This is a genomic window from Neptuniibacter sp. QD29_5, assembly GCF_047778125.1.
In the GTDB taxonomy this organism is placed as follows: Bacteria; Pseudomonadota; Gammaproteobacteria; order Pseudomonadales; family Balneatricaceae; genus Neptuniibacter.
In genome coordinates, this window is record NZ_CP180556.1 from 588,699 (window position 1) to 605,113 (window position 16,415).

The 16,415-nt window shown below is 45.1% G+C and carries 18 protein-coding genes; 15 read left to right on the top strand and 3 right to left on the bottom strand.

Translation table 11 applies throughout. The features are described from left to right. Positions 1-16 precede the first annotated feature (16 nt). On the top strand, positions 17-421 hold the full coding sequence (locus ACMXYR_RS02545) for a DUF2802 domain-containing protein (protein WP_415883441.1): 405 nt from the start codon (positions 17-19) through the stop codon (positions 419-421). Here the strand turns inward: ACMXYR_RS02545 and ACMXYR_RS02550 are convergent. Beyond that, positions 418-735 carry an EscU/YscU/HrcU family type III secretion system export apparatus switch protein gene (locus ACMXYR_RS02550; RefSeq protein WP_415902782.1) on the bottom strand — a complete coding sequence of 106 codons (318 nt, stop codon included), beginning with the start codon at positions 733-735 and terminating at the stop codon, positions 418-420. The genes ACMXYR_RS02545 and ACMXYR_RS02550 overlap by 4 nt on opposite strands. Continuing rightward, entirely contained in the window at positions 732-2,744 is a 2,013-nt protein-coding gene (locus ACMXYR_RS02555) for a flagellar hook-length control protein FliK (RefSeq protein ID WP_415902783.1), read from the bottom strand. Before ACMXYR_RS02555 ends, ACMXYR_RS02550 begins: the two co-directional genes overlap by 4 nt. A gap of 266 nt (positions 2,745-3,010) precedes the next feature. Here ACMXYR_RS02555 and ccmA point away from each other — a divergent pair, with 266 nt between their 5' ends. From ccmA to ACMXYR_RS02625, 14 genes are all read left to right on the top strand, one after another. Continuing rightward, positions 3,011-3,646: a cytochrome c biogenesis heme-transporting ATPase CcmA gene (ccmA, locus tag ACMXYR_RS02560; protein ID WP_415902784.1), complete on the top strand. Its 636-nt coding sequence runs from the start codon at positions 3,011-3,013 to the stop codon at positions 3,644-3,646. Then, positions 3,646-4,365, top strand: coding sequence for a heme exporter protein CcmB (ccmB, locus tag ACMXYR_RS02565; RefSeq protein ID WP_415883445.1), 720 nt, complete (start codon positions 3,646-3,648; stop codon positions 4,363-4,365). Before ccmA ends, ccmB begins: the two co-directional genes overlap by 1 nt. A 12-nt stretch (positions 4,366-4,377) precedes the next feature. After that, positions 4,378-5,142, top strand: coding sequence for a heme ABC transporter permease (locus ACMXYR_RS02570; RefSeq protein ID WP_415883446.1), 765 nt, complete (start codon positions 4,378-4,380; stop codon positions 5,140-5,142). A 4-nt stretch (positions 5,143-5,146) separates the two neighbouring features. Then, entirely contained in the window at positions 5,147-5,326 is a 180-nt protein-coding gene (ccmD, locus tag ACMXYR_RS02575) for a heme exporter protein CcmD (RefSeq protein ID WP_415883447.1), read from the top strand. Beyond that, positions 5,323-5,784 carry a cytochrome c maturation protein CcmE gene (gene ccmE / locus ACMXYR_RS02580; RefSeq protein WP_415902785.1) on the top strand — a complete coding sequence of 154 codons (462 nt, stop codon included), beginning with the start codon at positions 5,323-5,325 and terminating at the stop codon, positions 5,782-5,784. The genes ccmD and ccmE overlap by 4 nt, the downstream gene beginning before the upstream one ends. After that, a complete protein-coding gene (locus tag ACMXYR_RS02585; protein WP_415900091.1) occupies positions 5,781-7,736 on the top strand; it encodes a heme lyase CcmF/NrfE family subunit in 1,956 nt (651 codons plus the stop codon). Before ccmE ends, ACMXYR_RS02585 begins: the two co-directional genes overlap by 4 nt. A gap of 19 nt (positions 7,737-7,755) precedes the next feature. Further along, entirely contained in the window at positions 7,756-8,301 is a 546-nt protein-coding gene (locus ACMXYR_RS02590; RefSeq protein ID WP_415902786.1) for a DsbE family thiol:disulfide interchange protein, read from the top strand. Next, a complete protein-coding gene (locus ACMXYR_RS02595) occupies positions 8,298-8,777 on the top strand; it encodes a cytochrome c-type biogenesis protein CcmH (RefSeq protein ID WP_415886947.1) in 480 nt (159 codons plus the stop codon). The genes ACMXYR_RS02590 and ACMXYR_RS02595 overlap by 4 nt, the downstream gene beginning before the upstream one ends. Beyond that, positions 8,774-10,021, top strand: a complete 1,248-nt coding sequence (gene ccmI, locus ACMXYR_RS02600; protein WP_415902787.1) for a c-type cytochrome biogenesis protein CcmI — start codon at positions 8,774-8,776, stop codon at positions 10,019-10,021. The genes ACMXYR_RS02595 and ccmI overlap by 4 nt, the downstream gene beginning before the upstream one ends. A 63-nt stretch (positions 10,022-10,084) precedes the next feature. After that, positions 10,085-12,157, top strand: coding sequence for a cell division protein ZipA (gene zipA / locus ACMXYR_RS02605; RefSeq protein ID WP_415902788.1), 2,073 nt, complete (start codon positions 10,085-10,087; stop codon positions 12,155-12,157). A 41-nt stretch (positions 12,158-12,198) separates the two neighbouring features. Further along, positions 12,199-14,229 (top strand): NAD-dependent DNA ligase LigA, encoded by a 2,031-nt coding sequence (ligA, locus tag ACMXYR_RS02610; protein ID WP_415902789.1) that lies wholly within the window; start codon positions 12,199-12,201, stop codon positions 14,227-14,229. A gap of 32 nt (positions 14,230-14,261) precedes the next feature. Then, complete coding sequence (locus tag ACMXYR_RS02615) at positions 14,262-14,798, top strand: hypothetical protein (protein WP_415902790.1); 537 nt, start codon at positions 14,262-14,264, stop codon at positions 14,796-14,798. Between the two features lie 10 nt (positions 14,799-14,808). After that, the gene (locus ACMXYR_RS02620) at positions 14,809-15,021 is read left to right on the top strand and encodes a YheU family protein (RefSeq protein WP_415902791.1); all 213 of its coding nucleotides are present in this window, start codon (positions 14,809-14,811) and stop codon (positions 15,019-15,021) included. A 55-nt stretch (positions 15,022-15,076) separates the two neighbouring features. Further along, the gene (locus ACMXYR_RS02625) at positions 15,077-15,757 is read left to right on the top strand and encodes a DUF4126 domain-containing protein (protein ID WP_415902792.1); all 681 of its coding nucleotides are present in this window, start codon (positions 15,077-15,079) and stop codon (positions 15,755-15,757) included. Here the strand turns inward: ACMXYR_RS02625 and ACMXYR_RS02630 are convergent. Continuing rightward, positions 15,726-16,367: an HPP family protein gene (locus ACMXYR_RS02630; protein ID WP_415902793.1), complete on the bottom strand. Its 642-nt coding sequence runs from the start codon at positions 16,365-16,367 to the stop codon at positions 15,726-15,728. The genes ACMXYR_RS02625 and ACMXYR_RS02630 overlap by 32 nt on opposite strands. Positions 16,368-16,415 lie beyond the last annotated feature (48 nt).

Consider the following 16,415-nt stretch of genomic DNA (forward strand, 5'->3'; position numbering starts at 1 on the left):
AGGCTTTGGAGAGATAATGCCGTCATTGTTTGAAATTATTCTACTTATTATTGTGTTAGGTACGGCTTGTACAAGCTATGTGCTGTTCAAGCGCTTACAGAAAAATGAGCGTCAGCATCAGGCGCTTATCAATGTCTTACGCAATGAAATTCAAGCAATGACTAATGGCTCTATCGGCATGGGACGTCGTCTCATCGAGGTAGAGCAAAAACTGAATCTAACCGCTGATAAACAGTTGGAATTAGAAAATCGAGATCCGTCTGCTTTGGCTTATAACCAAGCGACCCGTTTGATGGAGATGGGAGCGGATGTCGATGATCTGGTTAAAAATTGCGGGTTAGGTCGACCCGAAGCGGAATTGATGGCGCTGTTACATAAAGAGTTACAAGCACCCCATGAAGCACTGGGTTCAGATCGTTAGCTCTTTTGCTCTGTTGCTTTAATAGTTTCAGCTGGATCATGTTTTAGGCTGTAAGCAAAGGCGATAACTTCCGCAATCGCTCTGTAGAGCGATTCAGGGATCTCGTCACCCAGTTCAAGTCTGATTAACACCTCCACAAGTTCAGGGCTTTCGTGGATGTGGATGTTGTTTTCTTCTGCGAGAGCTATGATCTGTTCAGCAATTTCCCCCATACCTTTAGCTACTATGAGCGGGGCCTTACCCATCTCTTGATCGTATTTTAGGGCAATCGCTTTTTGTCGCGGAGCATCTAAATCAGGTTTGGTAAATTTCATGTATGCAGATCGACTAGCTGTTTATGAACCACCTGATCCTGTCGAGGGGCTTGGCCCTCGTGCCAAGTGATTTCTGAATTATTAAAACCACACATTTTTAATTTTTCTGCAAACTCTTCGGAGCGTTCTCTCAATTTTTCTGCGGTCTCTTTTTGTTCACACCAGAATAGCGTACTGATTTCATGTCCATCTGTTAACCTGATTTCAGCATCGACGCCGCCTTGTTCCTCAAGATCAAAGTGTAGTCGAACCCGCCAAACCGAAACCATCTCGCCTGCAGCATTAGTCCCGCCTTCTCGGCTAAGTCTAAGTTCTAAATTCTCCCAGCTTTCACCTTGTTTAATCGGCAGATCTAGTTGTAATACACGCTCAAATCCGCCATCAGGCAGCTCTCGCCATTGATGAAGAGAGTTGATCTGTTGGCTGGTAACCCTAGATTGTAAGCCTTTAATGATCTGATCAAAACGTTCTTGCTGTTCAGCAGGAAGTTTATCGCTGAGCTGTTGCAATTGCTGCAACTGGGCTTTCATGTCTAAAGGGCTTGCACTTCGTCCTTGGCTTAATTGGCGCTCAGTACTTAACCCGCCTAATTCAACGTTATGACGTATCTGAGAGGGCGCTTCGCTACTCCCCGGGCGTACGCCAAATAGGTTTAGCATGCTACGAACAACACTACCTATCTGAGAGGTTTGGCCAGCCTCAGTTGTTGTAGCTTGTGCTAATTGATTGAAAGCCGTAGCCGTCGGTTGCTGTATAGGCAGTGTGTTACGCAGTATTTCCTGTATAGCAGGTTTGTCTAACGCAGAATTTAACGTCAAAGGTGGTTCTTGTATGCGCAGCACTTGAACGTTTTGATTGCCGTTAGATACCAATTGCAGTTGTGCGCCTTGCGGAATAGGTCGAGGCGATTGAACTTCTACTTTTGAACCGTCAGGTAGCGCTAAGCTTACAAGGTGATGTATTGGTGGACCTGTTCTAACAGGTGCAGGGTTTTGCTGGGTTTGCAGTGCTGTAGGGTTAGTTTTATCTGAAATATTTTGTTGTTGTGCTTGTGCAGAAGGCACTGGGTTTGCTGAGGTTGCTGAGGTTGTAGTGGTCTTAGCTCCTTGGGTAGCAGGGGGTGATTGTGTTTGAGATACGTTGTTATTAACTGGCGTTGTAGGTGGCGGTTGAGTTCCTATGGTATTTGTAGCTTTACCAGTATTACTCTGAACGCTAGTTGGGGAAGATGTAATTGCTAGTTGGCCTTGAGCTGGCGTGCTTGCTGGAGAGGTGCTTGCCTGTGTTGTTTGGACTGGTACTTGGTGAGCCGTTAAGCCGGGATTATTTGGCTGATTAGCGGCCGTTGTGACTTGCTGCTGCGTAGTTGTTGTTTGTTGAGGTGTTGCTGTCGTTTGCTGCTGCACCGTTGTTGTTTGTTGGGGTGTTGCTGTCGTTTGCTGCTGCGTCGTTGTTATTTGTTGAGGTGTGGCTGATGTTTGTGGCGGTGTTGTTGTGTTGCTCGCTACGTTAGATGGTACTGGCTGGCCGCTTGGTGCCGCAGTTGGATAGACAGGGCGACTGCTGATAACTGCAGCCGTAACGCGAGTATCTGCAGGAAGTTTTAGAGTGTCACCTGTTTGGGTTAGTTTTAGCTGTATGCCAGGATCAGGTCTAGCAGCTGTATTGTTAGCACTTTGCTGTGCTTGTTGCGGTTGGTTTTGCGTATTGCTTATCTGGGTATTACCTGTCTGTGCAGGTTGCGGCGTTATTTGGATTTGGCCATCACTTTGGCGATTAACATTAATCTTCTGCCCTACAGGCAGGGCTTGAAAGACACCCATCTGGATCAAGCGATTGTTAACTTCCAGTTTGAGCTTAAAAACTTCCGGTTGGATCTGATCCCTACTTACAGCTACTACGGTCGCGCTCACGTTCTGTCCGACTGGGAACAGTCGATTTACATTTTGAGCAGAGTCGCTACTACTGCTGGTCGTTTGCAGTGGAATAGCAGGCAGTTGTGGTAGCAAGTTTAGTAACCTCAAATCTTAGGGTGTGAGTATGGAAAAGTGCGGGCGTTATCTTATGAAAAATATATGCTGCTAAATGAGGATAAGAATCCAACTTTTAGAAAGCAATACAACAGTGCCGTGCAATCAGATATTCGTATATAATCCCTCGGTTAATAATCGGCAGATATTGTAAAAAGTATAGTGTATTGCCGTAAATTACATTTCTTAAGCGATTCCAAGTTTAAGAAATAGGTTGGAAGACTCGATTGGGTTTGGGGATTGATTTGGATACAGCGTTAATACAAGTTGAAAACCTGTTTTGTGAGCGTGACGAACGTATTTTGTTCGAAGATCTAAATTTTTCTGTATCACAAGGCGAAGTTATCCAGATTGAAGGCCAGAACGGTAGCGGTAAAACTACGTTACTTCGAATCCTCAGTGGTCTATCTAATCATTATGAAGGCGATATCTACTGGGAAGGTGAGCCTATCTCAGAGGTCCGTGAAGAATTCCGTCGAGAGCTCCTATATTTTGGTCATCACCCTGGGGTGAAGGCTGTGCTCACGCCTGAAGAAAACCTCCAATGGTATGCGGCTATGCATCCGGGGATAAATATCGCTGATATCCCTATGGCGTTGGAAAAAGTGGGATTAACTGGTTTTGAAGATTCTCCCTGCCATACGCTTTCTGCAGGTCAGAATCGTCGAGTGAGCCTTGCGCGTTTGTATTTAAGTAGCGCTAAGTTGTGGATTCTCGATGAGCCTTTCACTGCCATTGATAAAAAAGGTGTCGCTGAAAAAGAACAGCTTATTCTTGATCATGCGAAGCAAGGTGGTTGTGTGATTTTAACCACTCACCATGAGCTGGGTGTGGGCGAGCAAGTTCGTCGATTAAATCTTGATGAATTGGCGGGAACTTAATGGACCAGACAGTGACAAAAGATGAGTTAGGTCAGGGCGATACGTCTGTATCAAGTTTATTCTATGCCGTATTAAAGCGGGATTTAATGTTGGCTTATCGCAAAAAAAGCGATTTGTTTAATCCGCTCATTTTCTTTTTAATGGTCGCGACATTATTTCCACTGGGTGTGAGTCCTGAACCGACGTTCTTGGCTGAGGTGGCTCCCGGTGTTGTTTGGGTAGCAGCATTGCTCGCTACCTTATTGTCTATGGATAGCCTATTTCGATCGGATTTCGAAGATGGAACATTAGAGCAGACGCTGTTAAGTCCGCAGCCACTGTTTGTGGTTGTGCTGGCTAAAGTGATTGCTCACTGGATGATGAGCGGTCTGCCGTTAACGCTATTGGCGCCCTTACTCGGGGTTATGCTGTTTTTACCAGCAGAAGGAATGAGTGGCTTGATGTTGAGTCTGTTGTTAGGGACGCCAACATTAAGTTTGATCGGTGCCATAGGTGCGGCACTGACCGTGGGGTTACGAAAGGGTGGTGTGCTGATATCTCTACTGGTGTTGCCACTGTATATCCCTGTGCTTATTTTTGGTACCAGCGCAGTTCAGGCGGCAGTGACAGGATTGCCGCTTGCTGGGTATTTTGCGTTGTTAGGCGCTATTTTGGCTTTGGGTGTTGTGATGGCGCCTCTTGCTATTGGTGCTGCATTACGAATTTCCGTGAGCGGATAAGTTTAGGTAGTTATGAGCGAAAAGAAGAAGTGGATGCCCCGTTGGTTTTATCAATTGGCTTCGCCACGCTGGTCTTATGAAATTATGGGTAAGTTGCTGCCCGGATTTGCAATCGCAGCAGCTATTGCACTTATTGCAGGTGTTGTTTGGGCGCTAGGTTTTGCTCCAGAGGATTACCAGCAGGGTAACAGCTTTAGAATTATCTATATCCATGTTCCTTCCGCTATCTTGGCTCAATCCTGCTACATGATGATGGCAATCGCAGGTGCAATCGGACTTATCTGGAAAATGAAAGTGGCCGATATGGTCGCTAAGTCTTGTGCGCCTATTGGTGCTTCCATTGCGATCTTAGCTTTAGCTACAGGTGCAATTTGGGGTAAACCTACGTGGGGTTCTTGGTGGGTTTGGGATGCGCGCTTAACGTCTATGCTAATCCTGCTTTTCCTTTACTTGGGCGTTATTGCTTTGAACTCAGCAATAGAGAGTGAAGCGACGGCGGCTCAAGCTTCTGCAGTTTTATCTTTGGTTGGTTTAGTGAATATCCCGATCATCAAATATTCAGTTGACTGGTGGAATACTCTACACCAGCCAGCAACATTTACCTTGACTGAGAAACCGGCGATGCCCGCGGAAATGTGGGTGCCACTCCTTGTCATGGTCATAGGGTTTTATTGTTTCTTCGCGGTCTCTTTGATGATGCGTACTCGAAATGAAATTTTATATCGAGAACGTCGCTCCAGTTGGGTGCGGGAATTGATAGAAAAACAGAGAGGCTAATTCAGTGAGTTTTGATAGTTTTTCAGATTTTATCGCGATGGGCGGACATGGTTTATATGTCTGGTTGAGTTATGCCATCGCTCTATTCGTTATTGTTATTAATATTGTGAATCCGGCACTGCAAAAGAAGAAGGTTATCTCTGATCTTGCACGTCGCCTGCGCAGGGAGAAAAAATCTTCATGAACCCTAAACGCAAACAACGTTTAATTATCGTTTTATTTATTGTTTTTGGTGTCGGAGCGGCTGTTGGCCTAACTATGTTTGCTCTTAGCCAAAATATTAACCTTTTTTATTCTCCAACTGAGATTGCTAAGGGCGAAGCGCCTAAGGATACGCGAATTAGAGCGGGTGGCATGGTTGTAGAGGGCAGTGTTAAGCGTGATCCTCAAAGTCTGAAAGTAACATTCCAACTTACAGATTACGAAAGCGTAATGACGGTTAATTATGAAGGTATCTTGCCTGACTTATTCCGTGAAGGTCAGGGTATTGTTTCCCAAGGTAAATTAAATAGTTCTAATGAGCTTGAGGCGACTGAAGTGTTAGCTAAGCATGATGAAAACTATATGCCACCAGAAGTTGCTGAAGCACTAGAAAAGAGTGGTCATATGCCTAAACCAGAGGGAGAGGTGTTTAACAAATGATCCCTGAGTTAGGTCAGTACGCACTAATTTTATCTTTATGTTTGGCTGCGTTATTAGCGGTTGTTCCGTTAGCAGGTACTTATAGTAAGAATGCTTTGTGGATGGGCTTTGCTCGTCCATTAGCGACAGGCATGTTTGCCTTCTTGATGGTCAGCCTTGTATGTCTTGGCTATGCCTTTGTTGTAGATGATTTCTCGGTTGCCTATGTAGCAACAAACTCAAATACAGCACTACCTATCTACTACAAGATCAGTGCAATCTGGGGCGGACATGAAGGTTCGTTACTGCTGTGGGTTGTTATTTTAGGTGGCTGGACTTGGGCTGTAGCGATTAAAAGCGACAACTTACCGCAAGATATTGTGGCCCGCGTATTAGGTGTTATGGGTATTATCAGTGTTGGTTTTATCCTGTTTACGCTGATGACATCGAGTCCATTTGAGCGTCATCTGCCTCGTTTCCCGCAAGAAGGTGGTGACCTTAATCCACTGCTGCAAGATATTGGTCTGATTCTACATCCGCCAATGCTTTACATGGGATATGTTGGTTTCTCTGTTGCGTTCGCCTTTGCTATCGCAGCTTTGCTAAGCGGTCGTTTAGATGCGGCTTGGGCGCGTTGGTCTCGTCCTTGGACAATTGTTGCGTGGGCATTCCTAACTCTAGGTATCGCATTAGGAAGCTGGTGGGCATATTACGAGTTAGGCTGGGGTGGCTGGTGGTTCTGGGATCCAGTAGAAAACGCTTCATTCATGCCATGGCTGGTAGGTACTGCACTGGTTCACAGTTTAGCCGTCACTGAAAAGCGTGGTGTGTTTAAAAGCTGGACGGTATTGCTAGCGATCTTTACCTTCTCTTTGAGCCTACTAGGCGCCTTTTTGGTTCGTTCGGGTGTACTTACATCGGTACATGCCTTTGCGACAGACCCAGAGCGAGGTTACTTTCTACTTGCGCTGTTGGCGATCACGATTGGTGGATCTTTGTTGATCTATGCATTGAAAGCTGCGCATGTAAAAAGTGAATCAAGTTTTGAATTGGTTTCGCGCGAGACCTTCTTGCTAGGTAACAATGTTCTACTAGTGGTGGTAGCAATGATGGTTCTATTAGGAACATTGTATCCGCTGCTTATTGATGCCTTAGGTATGGGTAAGATTTCGGTAGGTCCTCCATACTTTAACGCACTCTTTATCCCTCTAATGGCTGTAATGGTTGGCTTTATGGGCTTTGGTATTCTTTCTCGTTGGAGAAGTACTAAGAGTTCATATCTTACCGCTCAATTAGTCATTCCATTTGTATTGAGCATCGTCTGTGCTGCTGTGTTCCCTATGCTGTATGGCGATGGCTTTGATTGGTACGTATTCCTAGGCATGGCACTTGTATTCTGGATTACGTTCGTATCGATTAAAGATATTTGGAACAAAGTTTCTCACCGTAAGGCACCTTTTAAGGCATTAACGACCTTGTCTCGTAGTTATTACGCGATGGTATTAGCCCATATCGGTGTTGCGGTTACGATTGTTGGTATGACCCTCGTTTCCATCTATAACGAAGAGCGCGATCTTAGAATGGTGCCGGGTGATAAATTGAGCTTTAAACAATACGAGTTTATTTTTGATGGCACTCGAGATGTTGTAGGCCCTAACTATGTTTCAGATAAAGCACGTTTACGTGTACTGAAAGATGGTGAAGCTTATGGCGAACTTTTCCCAGAAAAACGCATGTATAACGCCAGCGGTACGGTTATGACCGAAGCAGCAATAGATCCAGGTCTAACACGAGATCTGTATGTTGCGTTGGGTGAACCTCTTGAAGGCGGTGCATGGGCGGTTCGTGTTCAGCATAAACCATTTGTACGTTGGTTATGGTTGGGCGGCTTGCTAATGACCGTTGGTGGTTTGTTGGCTGCGATGGACAAGCGTTATAGAAAACAAAATAAGCGTGCTGTAGCAAACGCTTAAGTATTAAGGGTAAATAATCATGCGTCGCTTTGTTTTGTTTATTCCATTGGCTATTTTCTTAGGAATAGGTGTTTTTCTTTGGCGTGGTCTGCAACTGGATCCGACGGAATTGCCTTCAGCGTTGTTGAATAAGCCTTTTCCTCAGTTTGAGCTACCGTCATTGTATGACGAAGGGAAGATGCTGAACGCTGATGATCTTAAGGGTGAAGCTGCTTTAGTTAACGTTTGGGCAACTTGGTGTCCGTCCTGTAAAGAAGAGCATGCACAGCTGAATAGTATTAAGGCCGAAGGCTATAAAGTTATCGGTATTAACTATAAAGATGAGCGCCAGAAAGCAAAAATTTGGTTGAATAAATACTTAGATCCCTACGCAACAAATGTTTATGACGATAAAGGAAGTTTAGGCCTAGATTTGGGTGTTTATGGAGCACCTGAAACTTATGTGATCGATGCACAAGGCGTGATCCGCTATAAGCATGTCGGTGTTGTCGATCAACAAGTTTGGACCAAGCTTAAAGGGATAATTGATCAGATCAACAGTTCTGAGAAGGTCGCTGCACAATGAGAAAAATTCTAGCGTTATTGCTGTTTTCTCTGCCTATGTCGCTATGGGCAGCTATTGATACTTACGAATTTAAGGATGAGGAAACGCGCGAACGCTTTCGTCAATTAACGTTCGAACTACGTTGTCCAAAATGCCAAAACCAAAACTTACAGGATTCTAACTCGCCTATCGCTTCTGATTTGCGTAACGAAGTCTACAAGATGTTGCAAGAAGGCAACGATAACGACGAAATTGTCGATTTTATGGTGGCAAGGTACGGTGATTTTGTTTTATATCGCCCGCCGGTTAATAAAGCGACCTATGTATTGTGGTATGGCCCGTTTGTGTTGGCTGTTATCGGTATTATCGTGATGGTTTTTCTTTCTCGAAAGCGCAAGAAGAAAGTGGACGACAAAGGGCAAGATTTAGATTCATCCCTTAGCGGTGATGAAGCCCAGCGCCTGAAAGATATTTTAGATAAGGGTAAAGATAAATGATTGAACTATGGGTAGGCATAGCACTGTTAACGGTACTGGCTATTGCTTTTGTATTTTTACCCTTTGTACGTGCTAGACGCCTAATTCAAAATGAGGTTGCTGAAGATCGCGAACAACAAAACATCGAGATCTTTCAGGAACGCTTATCCGAATTAGAAGAAGAGAAAGCTGCAGGCAACCTAGATGATACGGATTTTGCGACGTTAAAAACTGAGCTTGAGCGAAATCTGCTTTCAGATGTAAACGAGCAAAAACAATCTAAGAATAAAATAGCGTTAACTTCGCAAACACTAGTGACGGTAACGTTGTTGGCGTTAATGATTCCTGTTGCTGCAATTGGTTTGTACTCCGTTTACGGACGTTCTGCAGATCTAGAGTTATCAATGCAACAGCCGAAAGATCCTTTCAACGGTAAACAACCGACACTGGAAGAGGCCGTTGCTCAGCTTGAAAAAGAGCTCGAGCTGAATCCAGAAAACCCTGAAGGTTGGTACTTACTATCAACGACCTATATGAATCAAGGGCGCTTTAAAGAGGGGGCTGCTGGTTTTGAAAAGGTTGTGTCTTTGTTACCTGAAGATTCACCGCAGTATGCGGATGTTTTAGGTCAGTACGCGCAGGCTCTATTTTTTGCTAATGAAAGTAAAATGAGCCCAGAGATCAAAACGGTTATTGATAAGACGCTAGCGATTAAACCTCTAGAAATTACCGTTTTAGGTTTGTTAGGTATTGATCGCTATGAGCATAAAGATTATCAAGGTGCGCTAGATTATTGGTTGAAAGCGCTTCGTAACTCTGACGGTAAGACGGCTGAATCTCTTCGCTCAGGTGTACGTAATGCCCGTGATGCTTTGATCGCTGAAGGTGTGGATGTGCCAGAAATTCCTGAGTTAATGCCAGCATCAATCAGCTTGAAAGTGAATATTGATGACCAGCTGAAACAGCAAGTTGCTGCTGATGCCACTGTCTTTGTATTTGCTCGTGAATTAGGCGGTCGTATCCCGTTAGCAGCTGTTAAACTTCAAGTGTCTGACCTACCGATTGATGTCGTTCTTGATGATTCTAAAGCGATGAATCCTCAGTCCGGTTTGTCTACGGTATCAACTGTTGAAGTATCTGCGAGAGTCTCAAAAACGGGTGAGCCCAAAGAGCAGCCAGGTGATCTATATGGTTTGATCTCCCCTGTTCAGGTTCGCGGTACAACTTTACCTATGATTCTTACGATTGATAGAGTTGTCGAATAAATCTGGCTCTTTTATAGTGGGTACTTATTACCGTTTTTTTAAGATAAGGTCGCGACTAAGCACATGGAAATCACTCTGCGTGAATGGTTAATAATCGGTGGGGTTGTTTTAATCCTACTGATTGTTTTGGATGGTTGGCGTCGTATGCAAATTGGGCGTAATCGCCTAAAGATGAACATCGACAAAAACTTTGTTGATCTTCCTGAGGGAGATGACTCATTTAATCCAGAGTTACCGTCAGGTGGTGCCCGCAAGGTCGCGTTAGATGATGACCCACTTTTCTCCAATCACCGTCCTAATTTAGACGGTGATCCCCTCTCTGCTGAGATTCAAAGCTCTTCTGCTACAAGTGCAATTGATGCACAAGAAATGCAGCCGCTAGCAGAAGAAAAATCTGTAAAAAAAGAAGAGCCTATAGCACCGGTTTGGGATGACAATCTCGATATTGATGACGGTATTGTTGGTAGTGCGCGTAGGGTTGAAGTAGAGCCGACGCTAACTGTTGATGACATCCCTGTAATGGATGAACCACTTCCAAAAGAAGCAGAAGAAACAAAACCTGAAGTATCCGATTATGCTATGGATGAAGGAGTGTTGGGTCCTGCTCGCGTAGTAGAACAAACTGTTCCAGAACCAGAACCAGAACCAGAACCAGAACCAGAACCAGAACCAGAACCAGAACCAGAACCAGAACCAGAACCAGAACCAGAACCAGAACTTCAGTCTTGCCAGGACGTTACTGATGAAGAAGTTCCTGTGGTTACTGCGGATGACGATTTTGAGCAGAAAACTGTTGAAATCGAAGACGCTACTGCTCCATATGATAAAGTTCTGCAAGAGCAGTCGATAGTCGAGTTAGAACCTGAAGCAGTCGAAGAGACTGTGCAGCCAGAACCTGAAGTCGAAATGGCTCAGGAATTAGAACAAGAGTCTCAGTCCGATGCTGAGCTTTCTGATGAAATAGCAGAAGTTCGAAGTGATGATGCTGAAGTGCATACTGCAGTTGAAATGGAAGCAACGACTACTCAAATCAATGAGTATCAAGCGCTTCAGAAAGAGTCTGAAACTGAACTTCAGTTAACAGAAGTTGTTGACAAAGAGCTGAAACCAGAACCGCGTTTTGAAATAGAACAGCCTGTTGAAAATCTTGTAGAGCCAGAGCCAGAGCCAGAGCCAGTAATTGCAGCAGTCGTTGAACCCGTTCAAGAGATCGACTTCGAAAAGCCGGTTACGCTTCTTATGGATGAGCTTGATGAAAAAGAGCATATCCATGAAAGCGAACAGGAACCTGAAGCTTTCCCTCAGTTGGACCTTAAGGGTGTTGAGAACAGCACTCCTTCAGTCGTTGAAGATGATCCACAAACCGGCTTTGATTTTGGTCATGCAGAAGAGGACCCATATGCCAACCTAACCCTAGGTTCGGCGTTAGATAATGATTGCTCCGAACTTTCAGTTACAGAGACTATTTCAAAAGCCCCAACAGCTGAGGCTCAAGAGGTTCAAGTTGAAGAGGCTGTAACTACCGATGTCAGTTTTGAAAAAACAATGGAACCTGAATATCTGCGTGAAGAGGTAGAATATTCACCGGAACCAGATGCTATGGTTGAGCAAGTTGAAGTTATTTCCGATGTTCAGCCAGAGCCAGAGCCAGTTGTAGCGCCTGCAGGTGTGCAGCGGAAGCCTCTAGAGAAAGATCCAGATCCTGAAAATGTCTTGGTGATCTCTGTAATTGCAAAAGAGCAGCCACAGTTTAACGGTCCTGTATTGCAAAAAATAGTTGATGCCTGCGGTATGAACTTTGGCGAAATGGATATTTACCACCGTTTCGAAAAAGCTTCGGGTATTAGCCCTGTACAGTTCAGCATGGCAAATGCACTTCCACCAGGTACCTTCGTTCAAGGGAACCCTGAATCACTTACGACAAAAGCGGTGATGTTCTTTATGTCTATGGAAGAACCGCAAGATGTCATGGATGCCTTTGAGTGTATGTTGGCTACTGCGGAAACTGTAGCGAAGCATCTTGGTGGCGAAATGCTCGATGAAAACCGATCGGTGCTAAGAAGCCAGACGATGGAACACTACCGACAGCGTGTTCGCGATTTTGAAATGAAAACTCTTAAAAAGCGTGGCCGTTAAGCCACGCTTTCTTCTCTCTATACCCCTGATTGAGTCTTACCGTGTCTATACAAGAACAGATCGAATCTCTGCGTGAGCAACTAAACCATCATAACTATCGTTACTATGTTTTGGATGATCCAGAGGTTCCGGACGCTGAGTATGATCGACTTTTCCATGAGTTGAAAAAGTTAGAGAGAGAAAAACCTGAGCTAATAACATCTGATTCACCGACTCAAAGGGTTGGTGGACAGCCTCTATCGGCCTTTAGCCAAATTGCTCACGAACTGCCGATGCTATCTTTGGATAACGCTTTCAATGAAGAGGATATGCAAGAGTTCAACCGTAGAGTGGTAGAGCGGTTAGATCAGCAAGGTGGTGGATCTATACAATATGCTTGTGAGCCAAAATTAGACGGTATCGCCGTAAGTTTACTCTATGAAAATGGTTTACTTGTTCGTGGCGCAACGCGCGGTGATGGCACCACAGGTGAAGATATCACTCTCAATGTACGTACCATTCCTACGATTCCTTTAAAGCTAACAGGTAGTGGTTATCCAGAGCGGATAGAGGTCCGTGGTGAAATCTACATGCCGAAAGCAGGTTTCGAACAGTTAAATCAACGAGCAGCTGCAACGGGACAAAAGCCATTTGTAAATCCACGTAATGCTGCAGCGGGGAGTCTTCGTCAGTTGGACCCCAAGATTACAGCATCTCGACCTCTAGAGATGTGTAGTTATAGTGTTGGTATCGTTTCTGGCGGTGAGTTAGCTTCTGAGCATGCGGCCATACTGACCCAGCTAAAAGAGTGGGGCTTTAAACTCAATCCATTGTTAGATGTTGTCGATGGTGTTGATGGTTGTATGACGTACTATCAAAAAGTCTCTGAGCTGCGTGATTCGCTTCCTTACGAGATCGATGGTGTCGTTTTTAAGGTGAATAACCTTGAGCAGCAAAAACAGTTGGGCTTTGTATCACGAGCGCCGCGCTGGGCAATAGCGCATAAATTCCCTGCTCAAGAAGAGATGACAACAATTCGTGCAATTGAATTCCAAGTTGGTCGTACAGGTGCGGTTACTCCAGTGGCTCGTCTAGAGCCTGTTTTCGTGGGTGGTGTGACGGTTTCTAACGCCACTTTACACAATATGGATGAGATTGAACGTCTTGATGTACGGGCAGGTGATACGGTGATCATTCGTCGTGCTGGCGATGTGATTCCTCAAGTTGTTCGAGTGTTACATGATAGAAGGTTACCCGAAGCGGAAGCGGTAGAGTTTCCTAAATGTTGTCCCGTATGCGATTCGGCTGTAGAGCGGCAAGAGGGGGAAGCAGTTGTTCGTTGTACGGGTGGTTTGTATTGTGCGGCACAACGAAAAGAGGCACTAAAGCACTTTGTATCCCGCAAGGCGATGGATATCGATGGCCTAGGTGATAAGTTAATCGAAATGCTAGTCGATCTGGATATGTTACATAATCCGGCGGACTTATTTACATTGGATCAAGCGGAGATCGCTAAGCTTGAGCGTATGGGGCCTAAGTCTGCCGAGAATTTGATTAATGCGATTAACAACAGCCGTAATACACAATTGCCACGTTTCCTATACGCTTTGGGTATTCGTGAGGTAGGTGAGGCAACTGCTCGGGCGTTAGCACATCATTTTGGCAAGCTAGATTCTTTGATGTCAGCATCTGAAGACGAGCTTATCGATGTACCTGATGTAGGGCCGATTGTTGCGAAGCATATTACTCAGTTTTTTGCACAGGAACATAACCGAGAAGTTATCGATGCCTTGATTAATGAGGCTGGTATTTCTTGGGAAACGATAGAAAAACCGTCTGAAGATGAGTTAGTCTTGCAGGGTAAAACATGGGTTCTGACAGGCAAGTTAGAGCGTATGGGACGGAGTGATGCGAAAAATCACTTGTTGGCTTTAGGCGCCAAAGTGGCTGGCAGTGTCTCCGCTAAAACTGATTGTGTAGTGGCTGGGCCGGGTGCAGGCTCAAAACTTAAAAAGGCAAACGATTTGAACATCTCCACAATGGATGAAGATGAGTTTGTTAACTTTCTAGCTGAGCATGGAGTGAATCTGTAATGCTAACTCGGTTCAATCATAAAGCTTATAGTGTGCTTATAATTTCATTGCTTCTTGCAGGTTGCTTTGGTGGGGCTGTCACTAAGCCAGCTCTGATGATCTGTGATGAGTTAGATGACACTGATGATTGGATTGAGCCGGCTGTTAATGTTCAGCAAAAATACGGTACTCCTCTGGCTTTAACTCTAGCAATGCTTGAGCTGCCATTAACTGAGCTAGATAAAAAACACGTTCGCCCTCGTGCTGCAGATTGGGATGAGTTCCGTATTCGTAGTGAACGTTGGGATGCTGAGCCTACAGAGGTTGAAGACGCCGTTCATTTTGTTGGTTGGTTTACACAGCAGAGCGTGAGCCGTAATGGTCTTGCTTGGGATAATGCGGCAGCTCACTACTTAGCACTTCGTTTAGGTCATGGTGGTTATCACCGTTTTGATTCAACTAACTATCCAGAACTTACTCAGCAAGCGCGTGGTATTCAGCAAAGATATGATCGTTGGCAGCGTGAACTGCACGGATGTAAAGACCGTTGGCAGGGCGAAAGCTGGTTTAGTAAGTTAAAGATCTGGTAATCCCGCCTTTATGATCATCCCCTATCAAGAACTTGAGCCAGATACACTCACGGCATTGATCGAAGAGTTTGTCAGCCGTGATGGTACTGACTATGGTGAATATGAGTTCTCTCTCTCCAATAAAGTCGCCCAAGTGAAATCTCTTTTGCAATCAGGGCAGGTCGTTATCTTGTTCAGCGAGAGTACAGGGCTTTGTAATATAGTATCTAAAGACACATTGTAGCGCTGGGCCTTTCTATTCGATCTGTAAGGCCTTGGATAATCAGCGAGGTACTTATATGGATCAGTTAGAACAAATTGTCAGTTTGGTAGCACTGACGATGGGAGTTGGTTGGGCAAGTGGTATTAACTTATACGCTACTGTCCTAATGTTGGGTATGCTCAATAATATGGGGCATATCGCCTTACCAGAAGAGTTACAGATTGTTAGTGATCCGCTAGTGTTGATGGCTGCTGGGGCTATGTATTTTGTCGAATTTTTTGCCGATAAAGTACCTGGGGTCGACACAGGCTGGGATACGTTACACACCTTTATTCGAATCCCCGCAGGCGCAGCTTTAGCTGCCAGTGCAGTAGGCGACGTAACGCCAGCAGTAGAGCTGGCAGCAGCTTTGGCTGGTGGCACATTAGCTGCCGGAAGCCATGCGGCGAAAGCGGGTGGGCGCGTATTGATTAATACTTCCCCCGAGCCTGTGACCAATTGGACGGCTTCAATTAGTGAAGACCTGCTGGTGTTAGGTGGCCTGTGGGCTGCACTTAACCACCCTATTTGGTTCTTAGCTGGCTTGGTGGTTTTTATATTGCTGCTGGTATGGCTGCTTCCAAAAATCTGGCGCGGTGTGAAAAAGGTATTTAGGTTTATTGCTGGGCTGTTTGGTGGCAATAAAGAGGAGCCTAAGGAGCTATCATCGCATCCACCGCAACGCCCTAAACCCATCTCTCCAAATGAGGGCCACTGACCAGTAAGCGTAAAAGGTCAGTTCTACAGACGATGCCAACAACTTGGTCTTGATCATCAACCACTGGAACGGCATTGATATCATTCTCAATAAAATTCATCGCGACATCTTGAACCATCGTTTCAGGTGTCGCTGCCGTTAGCTTTTTGGTGCATAGAGATCGGACAGGAGAGATAGAATCTGTTCCTGCTGCAATCAGATCTGTTTTGTGAATAAGTCCTAATGGACGTTGATCCTCTTCCATCACCACCAAGTGATTGATTTCCAGAGAATCCATTCGTTTCCAAGTACTGCTGATAGGAGTGCTTGGCGTCACACTATGTACAGGAGAAACCATAATCCTGGAGACCGTCAACTGCGGGCTGTCAGGTTCGGTATGGCTATCGGCTGTATTAGAGGCGTAGGCACGGCTGGCGTTGTCATTATTTTCTGGGCCTTTATGAGGCCCAGAGATGACAAATTTTTCACCATCGGCATGAAGGCGATCTTCCATATCTGCGCTACGGTGGCTGTGGCGGCTGTGTTTTAGAGAATCAACACCTTTCTCCCTAAAGAGAGACTCTTTAGGTGTTTGTATTCGATAGCCTTGATCGTATACGTAAAGTGCCATAGCTACTCCAGCGAAACAGGGATAAACCAAATATAAAACTGAAGCTAT

What these genes read in the sequence shown, in the direction of transcription:
- ccmI (WP_415902787.1), top strand. Translation starts at nt 8,774, where the DNA reads ATGATTGAACTATGGGTAGGCATAGCACTGTTAACGGTACTGGCTATT.
- ACMXYR_RS02585 (WP_415900091.1), top strand. Translation starts at nt 5,781, where the DNA reads ATGATCCCTGAGTTAGGTCAGTACGCACTAATTTTATCTTTATGTTTG.
- ccmB (WP_415883445.1), top strand. Translation starts at nt 3,646, where the DNA reads ATGGACCAGACAGTGACAAAAGATGAGTTAGGTCAGGGCGATACGTCT.
- ccmE (WP_415902785.1), top strand. Translation starts at nt 5,323, where the DNA reads ATGAACCCTAAACGCAAACAACGTTTAATTATCGTTTTATTTATTGTT.
- ACMXYR_RS02620 (WP_415902791.1), top strand. Translation starts at nt 14,809, where the DNA reads ATGATCATCCCCTATCAAGAACTTGAGCCAGATACACTCACGGCATTG.
- ACMXYR_RS02625 (WP_415902792.1), top strand. Translation starts at nt 15,077, where the DNA reads ATGGATCAGTTAGAACAAATTGTCAGTTTGGTAGCACTGACGATGGGA.
- ACMXYR_RS02630 (WP_415902793.1), bottom strand. Translation starts at nt 16,367, where the DNA reads ATGGCACTTTACGTATACGATCAAGGCTATCGAATACAAACACCTAAA.
- ACMXYR_RS02550 (WP_415902782.1), bottom strand. Translation starts at nt 735, where the DNA reads ATGAAATTTACCAAACCTGATTTAGATGCTCCGCGACAAAAAGCGATT.
- ACMXYR_RS02570 (WP_415883446.1), top strand. Translation starts at nt 4,378, where the DNA reads ATGAGCGAAAAGAAGAAGTGGATGCCCCGTTGGTTTTATCAATTGGCT.
- zipA (WP_415902788.1), top strand. Translation starts at nt 10,085, where the DNA reads ATGGAAATCACTCTGCGTGAATGGTTAATAATCGGTGGGGTTGTTTTA.
- ACMXYR_RS02545 (WP_415883441.1), top strand. Translation starts at nt 17, where the DNA reads ATGCCGTCATTGTTTGAAATTATTCTACTTATTATTGTGTTAGGTACG.
- ACMXYR_RS02590 (WP_415902786.1), top strand. Translation starts at nt 7,756, where the DNA reads ATGCGTCGCTTTGTTTTGTTTATTCCATTGGCTATTTTCTTAGGAATA.
- ACMXYR_RS02595 (WP_415886947.1), top strand. Translation starts at nt 8,298, where the DNA reads ATGAGAAAAATTCTAGCGTTATTGCTGTTTTCTCTGCCTATGTCGCTA.